This is a genomic window from Ruegeria sp. HKCCD7628 (assembly GCF_057221005.1).
Genome location: NZ_JBWVBA010000003.1, coordinates 84,989 through 99,113, shown reverse-complemented (window position 1 = coordinate 99,113; position 14,125 = coordinate 84,989). Strand labels below are relative to the sequence as shown.

Sequence of the window (14,125 nt, the reverse complement as noted above, 5' to 3'; positions counted from 1 at the left end):
GATTGAACCGAATCATTAGCGCGTAGAAGTGATTCGGCTACCCGTTTACCCGTTTTTCTTTTCCAGTGCCTTACGAAAACACCAGTTTACCGGCGTTTCCGCTCAAAATTGATCCCGGACATGATTGCCTCAAACGCGTCTTTCTCGTCACGATTGATTCGCGCGCCATTGTCGGCCACGTCGAAAATCGCCCTGTCTTCATTCTGGCTACGGCTTGTGCGGTTACGCTCTTCGGCCGCCTGAGCCAGCCGATATGTCAACGCCTCATCTGCCAGATCCGACAGCTCCTCCTCCGCTTCGGCAATCTCTGCGTCCAACCCCCTGAGAGCTTTGATCTTTGCGAGTTCCTCGGCCAGCGTCATTTCGGCCTTTTCGACATCGCCCGGTTTATGCACGCAAGGGATCACTGCGACATGGCGAAGGGCCAGCAGGTTTTCAAGGGCTTCGGGCCCCAAAGTTTCGGCTATGTGGTCTTTCAGGTTCTCGGGGTCGTCAATCGCATGGCGCAGAATGGCGTGACGCAGGGCGGCGTGGTCAGGGTCACGGCACTCCATCTCTTCCAACTGAATTTCGAACTGCACAACCACTTGCGGGTTCAACGCCGCAATTGCCAAAATCGCTGCCTCGCGCAGTTGGATTTCCGCACCTTCGGACGACGCCAAGAATGACGCTCGCGCGCCTGGTGTCGCCGTCGGCTTAGGTTGCCATTTACCGCGCGGCTGCCACGATCGGTTCTGAGGCTGACGCTGCGGGCGGAACAGTTGCCAGCGCAGATCCTTAATCTCTTGCCCATAATGCGAGCGGATCGAAGGGTCACGGATCAGCTTGATCTTGTCGCGCAGCGCCTTGTCCAGCGCCGCTTTGCGCTCGGGACTGTCGAAGACTTTGCCGTCGGTCTCGCGCTGCCACAGCAGTTTGACCATGGGGATCGCGCCTTCCAACACCGTTTGCACGGCCCCCGGCCCCTCGGCGCGTAACAGGTCATCGGGGTCTTTGCCCTCGGGCATCAACGCAAACCGTAAGGATTTCCCGGCCTCAAGCAGTGGCAAGGCCAAGTCAACCGCGCGCATCGCGGCGCGCAAGCCCGCCGTGTCGCCGTCCAACGCGATGATCGGCTCATTGGAAATCCGCCAAAGCAGTTGCAACTGGTGCTCGGTAATCGCGGTACCCAAGGGCGCCACCGAAGCGCCAAACCCTGCCTCGGCCAGTGCGATTACGTCCATATAGCCTTCGGCCACGATCAGCGGTTGCCCCTTCCCTGCCGCTTGCCGCGCGGGGCCGTGGTTATAGAGGCTGCGGCCCTTATCGAACAACTCGGTCTCGGGTGAGTTCAGGTATTTCGCATTGTCATTCGGGTCCATCGCCCGGCCGCCAAACGCAATGCAGCGACCGCGCGGGTCACGGATCGGGTACATGATCCGGTTGCGGAACGTGTCATAGGGCTTTTTACCCTTGTTCGACGGCTTGGCTAGACCCGCCCCAAGGATCAGATCTTCCGCCACATTCTTACCAGTTAAATGATCCCACAGGGCCTGCCACCCATCGGGGGCAAATCCGATCTCCCACCGGTCCAGCGCCTGCGCGTCCAATCCTCGACGGGTCAGGTAATCGCGTGCGGCACTCCCTGCCCCAGTTTTGAGTTGCAGGCGGAAAAACTGCACCGCCTGCTCCATCACCTCGACCAGTTGCGCGCGACGGTCCTGCTTTTCCTGCGCCTTGGGATCGCGCTGCGGCATCGGCATCCCTGCTTCGCGCGCCAGAATCTCGACCGCTTCGATAAACGAGACATTCTCGGTCTCTTTCACGAAACTGATCGCGTCGCCTTTGGCGTGGCAGCCGAAGCAATAATAGAACCCCTTTTGGTCATCCACATGGAACGAGGCGGTCTTTTCATGGTGAAATGGGCACGGTGCCCACATGTCACCTTTGCCCTGATTGGACTTGCGCGGGTCCCACATGACCTTGCGGCCGACGACCTGAGACAGGCTGAGGCGCGTGCGCAATTCGTCAAGAAATCCGGGGGGCAAAGACATGGGGACAAACCTGCCAGAAATGAAAACGCAGGCCAAGGGGATGGCCTGCGCTTATCCACAGCGAAATGCAATGGATGTGGATTACTGCTGCAGGCACAGCTCCAGCCAAGCAGCGCCGAGGTCTTTTTTCCTCACATCGCGCATCTTTTGTTCATAGACCCACGGAGTGATCAGGGGAATCGCCGCGTTGTAGTTCTCGGGCCATGTCGGCCCTGACTCTGCCACCGCCTGTGCCACGTCCCGTTCCTTTACCCGGTCCAGCCTTGCCTGCTGGACGGCAGCCACGACGTCTGACTGGAATTTGCAGCTCTGTTCCTTGGTTTCTTGAGCGGCCAGAGGAGTAGACAGAACAATGGCCGCTATGGCGATACGCAACATGAGGGTCTCCGGGATTCGTTTCTGTCGCAGCAGCTTATCCGCCGCAAAGCCAACCGGCCATTGCCGTTTTGAACCTCGCGCCTTCGTGTTGCGCAGGGGCGACCAATTTCCGTCCCTGCATTTTCCTCAAAGTCCTTTGGCCCGATAGCTTTTCGAGACCCGGTCGATCGCCACGATATAAGCGGCTGTGCGCAGGTCTTCGACATCATCGCGGCTATGCCAAACCTCACGCATGGACTGATACGCAATCCGCATCGTGTCATCGAGGCCCGAGCGCACCAGCTCAAGCTCATCCGCACCTTTCAAGTACTTGGCTTTGAAATCCGGTGACATCGACCACGCATCGCCCAGATACCGATCCAGACGCTCCAACTCGCTGACGATCAACTCATGCCGGGCTTCTTCCTGACGGCGCTGCATCCGGCCAAAGCGGATATGGCTCAGGTTTTTGACCCACTCGAAATACGACACCGTCACACCGCCGGCATTGGCATACATGTCAGGAATGATCACCGTACCCTTTTTGCGCAATATTTCATCCGCACCCGCCGTCACAGGACCGTTCGCAGCCTCGATGATCAGCGGGGCCTTTATGCGTTCGGCATTTGACAGATTGATCACGCCTTCCAGCGCCGCCGGGATGAGGATATCGCAGTCCTCTTCCAACACCACCGCCCCCTCGGCGGAATGGGTCGCGTCCGGGTAATCCTTGACGCCACCATGTTTGACGATCCACTGCCGAACGGACTCAACGTCGATCCCTTCCGGATTATACAGCGCGCCATCCCATTCGATGATGCCGGTGACAATCGCGCCATCCTCTTCGCTGAGGAATTTTGCGGCATGATAGCCCACATTGCCCAAGCCCTGGACGATCACGCGTTTGCCGTCCAACTTTCCAGTAAGCCCAGCTTTCTGAATGTCCTCAGGATGACGAAAGAATTCTCGCAGCGCGTATTGAACACCACGACCGGTTGCCTCGACCCGCCCGGCGATACCACCCGCGTTCAACGGCTTGCCGGTAACACAGGCCCGCGCATTGATGTCCGTTGTGTTCATCCGGGCATATTGGTCGGCCATCCACGCCATCTCACGCTCGCCGGTCCCCATGTCGGGGGCTGGGACGTTCTGGGACGGGTTGATCAGATCCCGCTTGGCCAGTTCGTAGGCAAACCGGCGCGTGATTTGCTCCAGCTCATGATCCTCATACTGTCGCGGGTCGATACACAGCCCGCCTTTCGAGCCGCCAAAAGGTGTTTCAACCAGCGCACATTTGTAGGTCATCAGCGCTGCCAGCGCCTCAACTTCATCCTGATTGACGGCCAAAGCGTAGCGGATGCCACCTTTAACGGGCTCCATGTGTTCGGAATGAACAGACCGGTAGCCGGTGAACGTATGAATATCACCGCGCAGGCGAACACCGAACCGCACCGTGTAAGTGGCGTTGCAAACCCTGATCTTCTCTTCCAGCCCCGGAGGCAGATCCATCAGGGACGCCGCCCTGTTGAACATCAGGTCAACACTTTCGCGAAAGCTGGGTTCTTTTGTGGCCGTCATCTATACCTCCGTGCCAACGAACGACTTGCGTTCTGTCGTTTTGTCGCACCCATTGGATAAACGATCAATATTTAAGCAAAAATAAATTTCGAAAAACTGAGTCGCTGAATGCGATCACGCGCGCGTGCATTGTCGACAAGAAGACAACAGAACCCGAGCGCCGATCATATTATTCCCGGTTTGACAAGAAATGGGCCTGATCCAAGGCGGTTTCGCCCAATTCCCGCCACGTTTGAGCGTTAATTTCTCAACGTTAACTTTTCCTTAGCAGTAGTGGATGACTGTTCAGTGAGGACGGCAATATGATTAACCGCGGTTTCAAAAGCGGCATTACTAAACGCTTTAAAAAACTACCAACGCCCGAGGCCTTCCAGCGCGAAGAAGACGGGTCGTTCACCATTTTCGTACTGCTTGGCGTGCTGGTGATTTTTGCGACCACAGGTATTGGGGTCGACGTCATGAATTTTGAACGCGACCGTGCGACGTTGCAGTCGACCTTGGACCGCGCTGTTCTTGCCGCCGCCGACCTTGACCAAACGCTCCCGCCGCGACAGGTGGTCGAGTCATACTTGGACAAAGCCGGCCTCAGTGACAAACTGAAATCGGTCAACGTGCAGGAAGGATTTGGATCCCGGACCGTGTCTGCAACTGCAGAAACGATCGTGAACACCAATTTCATGCGCTTTTCGGGTCACAAGACCTTGACTGCACAAGCGGCAAGTACAGCGGAGGAATCGATTGGATCAGTCGAAATCTCGCTCGTACTCGACATGTCCGGATCGATGAACCGCGCGTCTGCGGAAGCGGGAAGAACGAAAATCGAGGTCTTGCGCTCTGCCGCCAAAGAGTTCGTGACCCTGATGCTGGACAAGCCCGGCGAAAGCCAAATTTCGATGTCCATCATTCCTTACGCAACTCAGGTCAGCGCGGGTGACGACATACTGAAGCATTTCAGCAATGTATCGTCCGAGCATGATTTTTCTCACTGTATCAACTTTACTTCGGCCCAGTTTGGTAGTTCGGCATTGGATCCCACGATTTCCTATGACCGAACCGCTCCGTTCGACCCCTTCCAATACACCAACAACGCAGAGCAGTTCCCCCGCTTCCCTGTTTGTCCTGTCCGCGCAGGCAGTGACATTACCGCTGTGACCGACGATATCGATGTCCTGCACAACCGCATCGACGCGCTTACGGCCAACGGCAACACTTCGATCGACGTGGGTATGAAATGGGGTGTCGGCATGCTGGATCCCAAATTCCAGAACGTTGTCGGAGAACTGGCCAGAGAGAACATTGTTCCGGATAAGTTTAAAGATCGACCCGAAGCCTATGACTCAGAGGTGCTAAAGGTCGCTATCGTCATGACCGACGGACAGAACACCACTCAATACATGCTGAAAGACCAATACCGCTCAGGCTTTTCTGACATTTGGTTCAACCCGGAATACGTCCGCGACGATGGGTCAACAGGGGAATATAGCGTTCGGTTCCGGCGCAATCCGGACCGCTACGCGTGGATGCAACAAAGCATCGAAAACGGCGCGCAGTTCGGCGGAGGATTCATTACCGCCGACTATCCTTATGGCAACCCTCCGAACGAGAACTCTTTTAACAATGAGCCGGGAACAGCGACGCGCATGACGTTCCCTCAGCTGTTCAATCAGGCCTCGTTGTACTGGAACGCGACCAACAACTACTTCTGGCAGAGCAATCACGTGTTCAACTGGTTCCAGAACCCTCGAATAAGTGTCGGACCAACAACCAAGAATTCACGCACAACCAGCATTTGCGGCGCTGCAAAGAATAATGGTGTGATCATCTATGGAATTGCGTTCGAAGCACCCAATGCGGGCCTGACGACCATCAAGAACTGTGCAAGTTCGGACAGCCACGTCTACGAAGTGGACGAGTTCGATGACCCCGAAGGCATCTCGTTGCAAGACGCATTTGCGTCAATCGCATCGTCGATCAAGAAGCTGAGGCTGACCCAATGATCCAAAATCTTCGAACATATCTAGGAAAACTCAAGGCATCTGAGGACGGCAACGTCGTTGTGGAATTTGTCCTCATTTTCCCGGTTTTCATGTTCTTTATCCTCAGCGCAATGGAATACGCGGTGGTTACGGTCCAGCAATCAATGCTGGAACGCGCGGTGGACATAACAGTTCGCGAGATTCGACTGGGAACCGGAACAAACCCGGACCACGATACAATCAAGGACTCGATCTGTGAGAATACGCTGCTAGTCCGTAACTGCTCGCGAAATTTGCGACTGGAAATGATCCAGCAGAGCGCGTTCGCCGGTGTCAATCTGCCCGAAACCGTAGACTGCACCGACAACACTGAAGAAGTACGCCCTGTTCGTACCTTCCAAAACGGTCTGTCGAATGAGCTTATGATTCTGCGCGCGTGCGCCAGGGTTGATCCTCTGTTTCCGACTTCGGCCATGGGGCGGGCGCTGGTAGATGACACCGGACAGATCGCACTAACGGCGACCACAGCCTTCGTTCAGGAGCCTTCGTAAGACTATGACTATTATCCATAGACTCAGAAATCTCTTTCGCTCGGTCAAACGGGATGAAAGCGGTATACTAACTGTCGAAGCAATCCTGATTTTCCCAATGCTGGTTTGGACAATCACGGGCGCCTTTGCCTTCTTCGATGGTTTCCGGCAAAGCGCGGCTAACCTAAAGGCTGCTTACACGGTCGGCGACCTCATCTCGCGTGAAACCGGGACTGTGACCGACACCTACGTCGACTCCATGCATGAGCTTTTGGATCGAATGGTCAACAGCCGCAACGATATTCAACTGCGTATTTCGCTGATTGTCTACGATGCCGAAGATGATCGGCACTACGTGAGATGGTCAGCCATCCGCGGCTATTGTGAGGCCTGGACTAACGACAACATCGGTAACATGCGGGATAACCTGCCCCCGATGCCCGATCAGGACACGCTGATCATTGTCGAGACCTCCAATAGGTATCAGCCTATTTTCGGGTCGAACTGGGTGGTCGGATCGTGGGTTTCCGAAGATCACACTTTCCGCAATTTCGTGTTTACTCGCCCACGATTTACGAATGAGATTGCTCAGAACCTTGGTCCTCAGTCCTGTTCGCAAGCTTAACCGACAGCATTTCCGACATAAACTTGGTCTCAGCGGCGGCTGTCATGCCGCCGATGCCCACCCGATGACCGAGGCGCCACCATAGCCCCGGGGCCCAGGCATTTGCATCCTTGGTCCGCGTGCGGATCAAGAAACCGTTTGACGGTTTGAACGCAAACACTCCGCGATCTACGGCTTCGATATCCTGAACCCGGGCGATCACACGCCCTGCCCCGGTTCGAACCACTGTATCGGTCAATTCGATGCTGTCGCTCGTGGCATACCACATTCGATGCGCCAGCCAGAATGCTGCAGCGCCAACGACCAGCAAAAACACAAGCCACGCAGGCTCGGGCGGCGTTGCCATGGCCACATACAGAACCATCGCTCCTACAACCGTCAACATTCCGACACCCAGCCACCGCCGTGGTGTCGAAGCCTTGACCCGAGCCAGTACTTCTTCCTGCATCTTCTCTCCCCGTTCGATGTGGTCAGGGTTTAGCGCCTTTCCCCGCTGAAAGACAGAGGGGCGCGACCTGCAATTTTTTGCACATAGGCGGTGCCTTTCCGCAAATTGACGCATGTCATCCAACGGCTAAGTATGGCCCAAGCAAGCAGGAGGCCCTCATGTCCCTTAGACCCACTTTGGAAACCCGGAATGCTGTCCCGACAATGGAAGGCGCAGGGGTCAAGCTGCATCGTGCATTCGGATTTCAGGATCCGTCCGAGCTGGACCCGTTCCTGCTGTTTGACGATTTCCGAAACGAACGCCCGCAAGACTATATGGCGGGGTTCCCTTGGCACCCTCATCGAGGCATCGAGACGATAACTTATGTGCTGTCCGGCACGGTCGAACATGCAGATTCGCTAGGCAATACTGGCACGTTGGGTGCCGGAGACGTTCAATGGATGACGGCCGGGTCCGGCATCTTGCATCAAGAGATGCCAAAAGGAAACGCGACCGGTCAAATGCACGGGTTCCAGCTTTGGGGTAACCTGCCGTCCAGTCAAAAGATGACAGCACCGCGATATCAGGATGTTCAAGGCAGGGACATTCCGGAAATAACCGATGACGACGGCACAACTGTCCGAGTCATCGTCGGCGAGTTCTGGGGCAAGACCGGCCCAGTCGACGGCATCGCTGCAGATCCGCAATATCTGGATATCTCGATCCCGGCCGGCGTGAAAAAGACATTCCGCATTGACACGTATCGCCGTGCCTTTGCCTATGTTTTTCAGGGCCAGGCCGCCTTCGCAGACGCCTCGCAACCGACGGGGGTACTGCTAGAGAAAGAGGTTGCAGGGCAAGAGGTCAACATTCGTGACATGTCGGGGGATCGAACTCTGGTTCGGTTCGGAACGGGCGATGAGGTCACGGTTCAGGCCGGTCCCGGTGGCGTCAGGTTCCTGTTGATCTCGGGCGCGCCGATTGATGAACCCGTCGCGTGGCACGGCCCTATTGTGATGAACACCCGCGCTGAACTGGAACAGGCGTTTCGAGAATTGCGGAACGGCACTTTTATCCGCCCAACGCATTGATCAAGTTGTCACTGATCTCTGAACCATGTCCCAGTAGATCTGCTCGACAGCGTCCAGCGACAAACGCCCCCCTGCGCGATACCAAGTCATCACGCCATTCAACATGGCGATAACCGCAAGTGTGGCGATTTTGGTATCGGCAACAGTAAACAGCCCTTGCTGTTGTCCGGATTTCAAAATGGCCTCTAACGAGTCTTCATATTTGCGCCGCAGCGCTTCAATTTCCGTGAAATTTTCGGAGCTTAGGTTGCGCAGTTCCATATAGGCGATAAAAACTTCGTCCGGGCGCTCCATGTGAAATCGAATGTGAAAGCCCACGAACTGCCGCAAGGCTTCGACTGGCGAGTCCGCAGGTGTCAATTTGGCGTATGTAGAAAGCAGCTCCTGCATGTGATCGTTCATCAGGCGATACAGCAAGCTCTGCTTGTCCGGCGTGTAGTTGTAAAGCGCGCCAGCCTGCACCCCGACCTCGGCAGCGATCTGGCGCATGGAAACCGCCGCGTAGCCGTGGCGCGCGAACAACGATAGGGCCGCCTTGCGAATACGGGGGCCAGTGATATCGGAATGAGAACCTTGTGTCCGTGCCATATTGCAAATGTATCTGAACGTCCGTTCAGATAGAACCCCGCTTGAATGCACTATTCAAAAGGTGCATCACAGGCAGAACCGCCATCGAAAGGGTTCGGCATGAAACCCCTGCCATTGCTGATTGTTTTGAGTCTTTGCGCCAACTGCGTGGACTTTCCTGAACTTGAAGGCAGCGAGCCTGAAAGCCTGAAATCCACACGGTATCCAAAACTGATCCCTCTGCAAGAGAATCTTGGCCCCCCGATCGACCCAGTGAGCGAGGCCGCTGAGGTCGAAGAAGACCTGTCTGCCCGACGAGAAGCGCTGCAGAAAAAGGCGGACAAGCTACAAAGCGAAGAAATTAACTAACCGTCTGCATTTCCCGGTTCAGGCCGGCCTGCAACGCATTGCGCCCGTGCGCCGAACCCGGTAAGGCACCCGGGAATGGGCAAGGCCCAAAAGGCGATAAATTCGAGCGAAAGGAACCCACGGGATGACACAGGCGCTGCGGCTTGGAATTGCGGGCTTGGGAACGGTCGGCGTGGGTGTCGTCAAGATCGTCCGGCAACATGCGGATTTGCTGCAAGCGCGCACTGGTCGCCCAATCGAAATCATCGCCGTGTCAGCGCGCGACGCGTCCAAGGATCGCGGCGTGAACCTGTCGGGCTATGCTTGGGAAACCGACCCTGTAGCCTTGGCACAACGGGACGATATCGACGTCTATGTCGAGCTTATGGGCGGTGAAAACGGTCCCGCCAAAGCCTCGGTCGAGGCGGCGCTGGCCAGTGGCAAAGATGTCGTAACCGCAAACAAGGCCCTGCTGGCGATCCACGGGCAAGAGCTGGCTGAAAAGGCCGAGGCCGCAGGCCGCGTGATCCGGTTCGAGGCCGCCGTTGCAGGCGGTATCCCGGTGATCAAGTCCCTGACTGAAGGGCTTGCAGGCAATGAAATCACCCGCGTTATGGGCGTGATGAACGGCACCTGCAACTATATCCTGACCCGGATGCAATCGCAGAAACTGGGCTATAACGCCCTGTTCGAAGAATGCGCTGAGTTGGGGTATCTCGAAGCCGATCCCAATCTGGATGTCGGCGGCATTGACGCGGCACATAAACTGGCGCTGCTATCGTCAATTGCCTTCGGCACCAAACCCAACTTCGACGGAATCGAGATTGAGGGCATTCAGCAAATCAGCCTCGATGACATCCACCAGGCCGACGACATGGGCTATCGCATCAAGCTGCTTGGCGTCGCCCAGAAAACCGCGCGTGGGCTGGTCCAGCGGATGCAGCCCTGCCTTGTGCCCAGTGGCTCGGCCTTGGGACAATTGGAAGGCGGGACCAACATGGTGGTGATCGAGGGCGACGCAGTTGATCAAGTCGTTCTGCGCGGCCCCGGCGCGGGCGAAGGCCCCACGGCTAGTGCCGTGATGGGCGATGTCTGCGATCTGGCGCGCGGGTTGCAAATCCCGACCTTTGGCCAGCCCGCGACCTCGTTGCAGGATGCGGCACCGGCGATCACCGGCCTGCCTGCCCCTTATTACCTGCGTCTTGCGCTGTTCGATAAACCCGGCGCGCTGGCGAAAGTGGCTGCCATTCTGGGCGATGCCGGTGTGTCGATCGACCGAATGCGCCAATATGGCCACTCGGACAGCACAGCCCCGGTCCTGATCGTCACGCATAAAACAACACGGGCCACTTTAGACGTGGCTTTGGACGGGTTCCGCGACACCGATGTGGTCTCGGGCGAACCGGTCGCGCTGCGCATAGAAGAGGTTTGACCCTTGCGGCCTGCCTAGGCCGCAGGCTATGCCCAAGAAAACGCCTATACTGACCTGAGGATAGTGAAAATGAGTGCTGCCAAGATTGATTTCAACGACCGACTGCTGTCGCTGGGCCTGGCGCGGGTTGCGGAACAGGCTGCTCTGGCCTCTGCCTCGCTGGTTGGACGCGGTGACGAGAAGGCGGCCGATCAGGCGGCGGTCAATGCTATGCGCGAACAGTTGAACCTGTTGGATATCGCAGGCGTCGTGGTCATCGGTGAAGGCGAGCGGGACGAAGCGCCGATGCTTTACATCGGCGAAGAGGTCGGTACCGGGAATGGCCCCGGCGTGGACATTGCGCTGGACCCGCTGGAAGGCACCACCCTGACCGCCAAGGACATGCCCAACGCCCTGACCGTGATCGCCATGGGTCCGCGCGGCTCGATGCTGCATGCGCCCGACGTTTACATGGACAAGCTGGCCGTTGGTCCGGGCTATCCCGAAGGCGTCGTCAATCTGGACATGAGCCCGCGCGAACGGGTCGAGGCTCTGGCCAAGGCCAAGGGCTGCGCGCCTGCCGACATTACAGTTTGCATTCTGGAACGCCCCCGGCACGAGGCGATGATCGCCGAAGTACGCGAGACCGGCGCCTCGATCCGCCTGATTACCGATGGGGATGTGGCCGGTGTGATGCATTGCGCCGAAAGTGAAGAGACCGGAATCGACATGTATATGGGCCAAGGCGGCGCACCTGAAGGTGTGCTGGCGGCGGCCGCGTTGAAATGTATGGGTGGTCAGATCTTTGGCCGCCTGCTGTTCCGCAACGATGACGAACGCGGCCGCGCGGCCAAGGCGGGCATCACCGATCTGGACCGTATCTACGAACGCGATGAGATGGTGACAGCCGACGTGATCTTCGCCGCAACCGGCGTGACCGGTGGGTCGCTGTTGCCGCGCATCAAGCGCGAGCCGGGTTGGCTGGAAACCACCACCCTGCTGATGCGGTCTAAGACCGGATCGGTTCGGCGCATGTCCTACCGCACCCCGCTGTGGTCTCACGACAACTAGCGGCTTGCGCCGCGGCCTCCGGCGGTCGTATTTTGAACGAGAAGAAGGGCCGGGTCCGAAAGGTATCCGGCCTTGGCATATCAGGGGCGGGTCATGAGCTTTCTTGGGGTTGAACAGTCTTTGTCCGGGCGGCGGTGGGTCGGCCCCTCGGCGGATGTGGAACGCGCGACCGAGATGCTGGTGCAACAGGCAGGCCTGCCGCGCGCGGTCTGTCAGGTACTGGCGCGCCGTGGCGTTCCCGCGATGGAGGCCCCCGGTTTCCTGGACCCCAAGCTTAAAGAGCTGCTGCCCGATCCGCGAGACATGAAGGATATGGAGGTCGCAGCAACCCGGTTTCTGACGGCGGTGCGCGCCAAACAGAGGATTGCTGTTTTTGCGGACTATGATGTGGACGGCGGAAGCTCAGCTGCGTTGCTGTTGGTCTGGTTGCGTCAGATGGGGTTGCAGGCGACGCTGTACGTGCCCGACCGAATTGACGAGGGCTATGGCCCCAATGTGCCCGCAATGCAGGAGTTGGCGGCGCAGCACGATCTGATTATCTGTGTCGATTGCGGCACGCTGAGCCATGAACCGATCGCGGCAGCCAAGGATGCGGATGTGATCGTTTTGGATCACCATTTGGGGGGTGAGACCCTGCCCGAATGCGTGGCCGTGGTGAACCCGAACCGGCAGGATGAAAGCGGCGATCTGGGCTATCTGTGTGCGGCTGGCGTGGTGTTCTTGATGCTGGTCGAGGCCGGGCGGCAACTGCGTGAGGCCGGGGTCAAGGGACCGGACCTGATCTCTCTGCTGGATTTGGTGGCACTGGCGACCGTGGCAGATGTCGCCCCTCTGATCGGGGCGAACCGCGCACTGGTACGTCAGGGGTTGAAGGTGATGGCCCAGCGGCAGCGGCCCGGTCTGGTGGCCCTGTCCGACGTGGCGCGGATGGATTCGGCCCCGAACAGCTATCATTTGGGGTTCCTGCTGGGCCCCCGAGTGAATGCCGGGGGGCGGATCGGTCAGGCCGATCTGGGCGCGCGATTGCTCAGCACCGATTCCATGCACGAGGCCGAGGCCCTGTCGCAACGGCTGGATGAGTTGAACACCGAGCGCCGCGATATCGAAAACGCCGTGCGCGCGGCCGCCATCGAACAGGCCGAGGAGCGCGGGCTGGACGCGCCTTTGGTCTGGGCCGCCGGTGAGGGCTGGCATCCCGGCGTCGTGGGCATCGTTGCCTCGCGTTTGAAGGAGGCTGCGAACCGCCCCGCCATCGTCATCGGTTTTGATGGAGATGAGGGCAAAGGCTCGGGCCGATCTGTGAGCGGTGTTGATCTGGGTGCCTCGATTCAACGGCTGGCGGCTGAGGGGCTGCTGGTCAAAGGTGGCGGGCACAAGATGGCCGCCGGGCTGACAGTGATGCGCGACCAGCTGGAACCGGCCATGGCCCGGCTTTCAGAACTGCTGGCCAAACAAGGCGCGGGCGAAGGCGGCCCGGCGGATCTGAAACTCGACGGCACATTGATGCCGGGTGCGGCCACAGTGGACCTGATCGAACAGATCGAAAAAGCAGGACCGTTCGGGGCCAGCGCCCCTGCCCCACGCTATGCCCTGCCCGATCTACAGGTGCGTTTTGCCAAACGCGTGGGCGAATCTCATTTGAAACTGTCCCTGTCCGATGGCGTGGGCGGTGGTCTGGACGCCATAGCCTTCGGTGCGTTCGATGGACCAATAGGCGAAAAGCTGTCCAATCACGGCGGCGCGCGGTTCCATTTCGCCGGCCGGCTCGAGGTCAATACATGGGGCGGACGGCAATCCGTGCAGCTTCGGCTGGAAGATGCCGCCGATGCAAATTGAGCCCGTCCCCGGCCCCAGCAAAAAACTTGACCCTCCCTGCATTTTTCGGCTTGCGGGGGTGGTAGGTAAACCGTAAAAGGCCCTCCACAAGCCAGCGTGGCCCGTTCGTCTATCGGTTAGGACGCCAGGTTTTCAACCTGGAAAGAGGGGTTCGATTCCCCTACGGGCTACCACTTGTGCTTGTTTTGCCTAAATGGCCCGTTCGTCTATCGGTTAGGACGCCAGGTTTTCAACCTGGAAAGAGGGGTTCGATTCCCCTACGGGCTACCATTTCC

Annotated in this window: 13 protein-coding genes and 2 tRNA genes; 10 read left to right on the top strand and 5 right to left on the bottom strand. The window is 58.0% G+C overall.

Annotation, left to right across the window (positions count from 1 at the left end; genetic code table 11):
* Window positions 1-86 precede the first annotated feature (86 nt).
* The 3 genes from dnaG to AC2TAD_RS08935 all read right to left on the bottom strand — a co-directional run bounded on the left by dnaG (window position 87) and on the right by AC2TAD_RS08935 (window position 3,968).
* Entirely contained in the window at window positions 87-2,033 is a 1,947-nt protein-coding gene (gene dnaG / locus AC2TAD_RS08945) for a DNA primase (RefSeq protein WP_480867235.1), read from the bottom strand.
* 81 nt (window positions 2,034-2,114) lie between these two features.
* Window positions 2,115-2,411 (bottom strand): hypothetical protein, encoded by a 297-nt coding sequence (locus AC2TAD_RS08940; RefSeq protein WP_480867234.1) that lies wholly within the window; start codon window positions 2,409-2,411, stop codon window positions 2,115-2,117.
* 126 nt (window positions 2,412-2,537) lie between these two features.
* Window positions 2,538-3,968 carry a Glu/Leu/Phe/Val family dehydrogenase gene (locus tag AC2TAD_RS08935; RefSeq protein ID WP_170352734.1) on the bottom strand — a complete coding sequence of 477 codons (1,431 nt, stop codon included), beginning with the start codon at window positions 3,966-3,968 and terminating at the stop codon, window positions 2,538-2,540.
* Between the two features lie 302 nt (window positions 3,969-4,270).
* On the opposite strand from AC2TAD_RS08935, the gene AC2TAD_RS08930 reads away from it, so the two are divergent.
* Genes AC2TAD_RS08930 through AC2TAD_RS08920 form a run of 3 tightly spaced genes read left to right on the top strand, consistent with a single transcriptional unit; the run spans window position 4,271 to window position 7,099 of the window.
* Window positions 4,271-5,965 (top strand): pilus assembly protein TadG-related protein, encoded by a 1,695-nt coding sequence (locus AC2TAD_RS08930; protein WP_480867233.1) that lies wholly within the window; start codon window positions 4,271-4,273, stop codon window positions 5,963-5,965.
* Complete coding sequence (locus AC2TAD_RS08925) at window positions 5,962-6,495, top strand: TadE/TadG family type IV pilus assembly protein (protein ID WP_170352732.1); 534 nt, start codon at window positions 5,962-5,964, stop codon at window positions 6,493-6,495. The genes AC2TAD_RS08930 and AC2TAD_RS08925 overlap by 4 nt, the downstream gene beginning before the upstream one ends.
* A 4-nt stretch (window positions 6,496-6,499) precedes the next feature.
* On the top strand, window positions 6,500-7,099 hold the full coding sequence (locus AC2TAD_RS08920) for a TadE/TadG family type IV pilus assembly protein (protein ID WP_170352731.1): 600 nt from the start codon (window positions 6,500-6,502) through the stop codon (window positions 7,097-7,099).
* On the opposite strand, the gene AC2TAD_RS08915 is transcribed toward AC2TAD_RS08920, so the two are convergent.
* Window positions 7,047-7,547, bottom strand: coding sequence for a hypothetical protein (locus tag AC2TAD_RS08915; protein WP_480867231.1), 501 nt, complete (start codon window positions 7,545-7,547; stop codon window positions 7,047-7,049). The two genes, AC2TAD_RS08920 and AC2TAD_RS08915, sit on opposite strands and share 53 nt — an antisense overlap.
* A 158-nt stretch (window positions 7,548-7,705) precedes the next feature.
* Between AC2TAD_RS08915 and AC2TAD_RS08910 the strand changes: the two genes are divergently transcribed.
* Complete coding sequence (locus AC2TAD_RS08910; RefSeq protein WP_170750534.1) at window positions 7,706-8,617, top strand: pirin family protein; 912 nt, start codon at window positions 7,706-7,708, stop codon at window positions 8,615-8,617.
* On the opposite strand, the gene AC2TAD_RS08905 is transcribed toward AC2TAD_RS08910, so the two are convergent.
* Window positions 8,618-9,205: a TetR/AcrR family transcriptional regulator gene (locus tag AC2TAD_RS08905; protein ID WP_480867229.1), complete on the bottom strand. Its 588-nt coding sequence runs from the start codon at window positions 9,203-9,205 to the stop codon at window positions 8,618-8,620.
* 99 nt (window positions 9,206-9,304) lie between these two features.
* On the opposite strand from AC2TAD_RS08905, the gene AC2TAD_RS08900 reads away from it, so the two are divergent.
* From AC2TAD_RS08900 to AC2TAD_RS08875, 6 genes are all read left to right on the top strand, one after another.
* Window positions 9,305-9,553 carry a hypothetical protein gene (locus tag AC2TAD_RS08900; RefSeq protein WP_480867227.1) on the top strand — a complete coding sequence of 83 codons (249 nt, stop codon included), beginning with the start codon at window positions 9,305-9,307 and terminating at the stop codon, window positions 9,551-9,553.
* 124 nt (window positions 9,554-9,677) lie between these two features.
* Entirely contained in the window at window positions 9,678-10,964 is a 1,287-nt protein-coding gene (locus tag AC2TAD_RS08895; RefSeq protein WP_480867225.1) for a homoserine dehydrogenase, read from the top strand.
* Window positions 10,965-11,033: 69 nt separating this feature from the next.
* Window positions 11,034-12,014 (top strand): class II fructose-bisphosphatase, encoded by a 981-nt coding sequence (glpX, locus tag AC2TAD_RS08890; protein ID WP_170352726.1) that lies wholly within the window; start codon window positions 11,034-11,036, stop codon window positions 12,012-12,014.
* A gap of 93 nt (window positions 12,015-12,107) precedes the next feature.
* Window positions 12,108-13,850, top strand: coding sequence for a single-stranded-DNA-specific exonuclease RecJ (recJ, locus tag AC2TAD_RS08885; protein WP_480867223.1), 1,743 nt, complete (start codon window positions 12,108-12,110; stop codon window positions 13,848-13,850).
* A gap of 98 nt (window positions 13,851-13,948) precedes the next feature.
* Window positions 13,949-14,023, top strand: a tRNA-Glu gene (locus tag AC2TAD_RS08880).
* Between the two features lie 22 nt (window positions 14,024-14,045).
* A tRNA-Glu gene (locus tag AC2TAD_RS08875) sits at window positions 14,046-14,120 on the top strand.
* The last annotated feature ends 5 nt before the right edge of the window (window positions 14,121-14,125 follow it).

What these genes read in the sequence shown, in the direction of transcription:
- dnaG (WP_480867235.1), bottom strand. Translation starts at nt 2,033, where the DNA reads ATGTCTTTGCCCCCCGGATTTCTTGACGAATTGCGCACGCGCCTCAGC.
- AC2TAD_RS08940 (WP_480867234.1), bottom strand. Translation starts at nt 2,411, where the DNA reads ATGTTGCGTATCGCCATAGCGGCCATTGTTCTGTCTACTCCTCTGGCC.
- AC2TAD_RS08935 (WP_170352734.1), bottom strand. Translation starts at nt 3,968, where the DNA reads ATGACGGCCACAAAAGAACCCAGCTTTCGCGAAAGTGTTGACCTGATG.
- AC2TAD_RS08930 (WP_480867233.1), top strand. Translation starts at nt 4,271, where the DNA reads ATGATTAACCGCGGTTTCAAAAGCGGCATTACTAAACGCTTTAAAAAA.
- AC2TAD_RS08925 (WP_170352732.1), top strand. Translation starts at nt 5,962, where the DNA reads ATGATCCAAAATCTTCGAACATATCTAGGAAAACTCAAGGCATCTGAG.
- AC2TAD_RS08920 (WP_170352731.1), top strand. Translation starts at nt 6,500, where the DNA reads ATGACTATTATCCATAGACTCAGAAATCTCTTTCGCTCGGTCAAACGG.
- AC2TAD_RS08915 (WP_480867231.1), bottom strand. Translation starts at nt 7,547, where the DNA reads ATGCAGGAAGAAGTACTGGCTCGGGTCAAGGCTTCGACACCACGGCGG.
- AC2TAD_RS08910 (WP_170750534.1), top strand. Translation starts at nt 7,706, where the DNA reads ATGTCCCTTAGACCCACTTTGGAAACCCGGAATGCTGTCCCGACAATG.
- AC2TAD_RS08905 (WP_480867229.1), bottom strand. Translation starts at nt 9,205, where the DNA reads ATGGCACGGACACAAGGTTCTCATTCCGATATCACTGGCCCCCGTATT.
- AC2TAD_RS08900 (WP_480867227.1), top strand. Translation starts at nt 9,305, where the DNA reads ATGAAACCCCTGCCATTGCTGATTGTTTTGAGTCTTTGCGCCAACTGC.
- AC2TAD_RS08895 (WP_480867225.1), top strand. Translation starts at nt 9,678, where the DNA reads ATGACACAGGCGCTGCGGCTTGGAATTGCGGGCTTGGGAACGGTCGGC.
- glpX (WP_170352726.1), top strand. Translation starts at nt 11,034, where the DNA reads ATGAGTGCTGCCAAGATTGATTTCAACGACCGACTGCTGTCGCTGGGC.
- recJ (WP_480867223.1), top strand. Translation starts at nt 12,108, where the DNA reads ATGAGCTTTCTTGGGGTTGAACAGTCTTTGTCCGGGCGGCGGTGGGTC.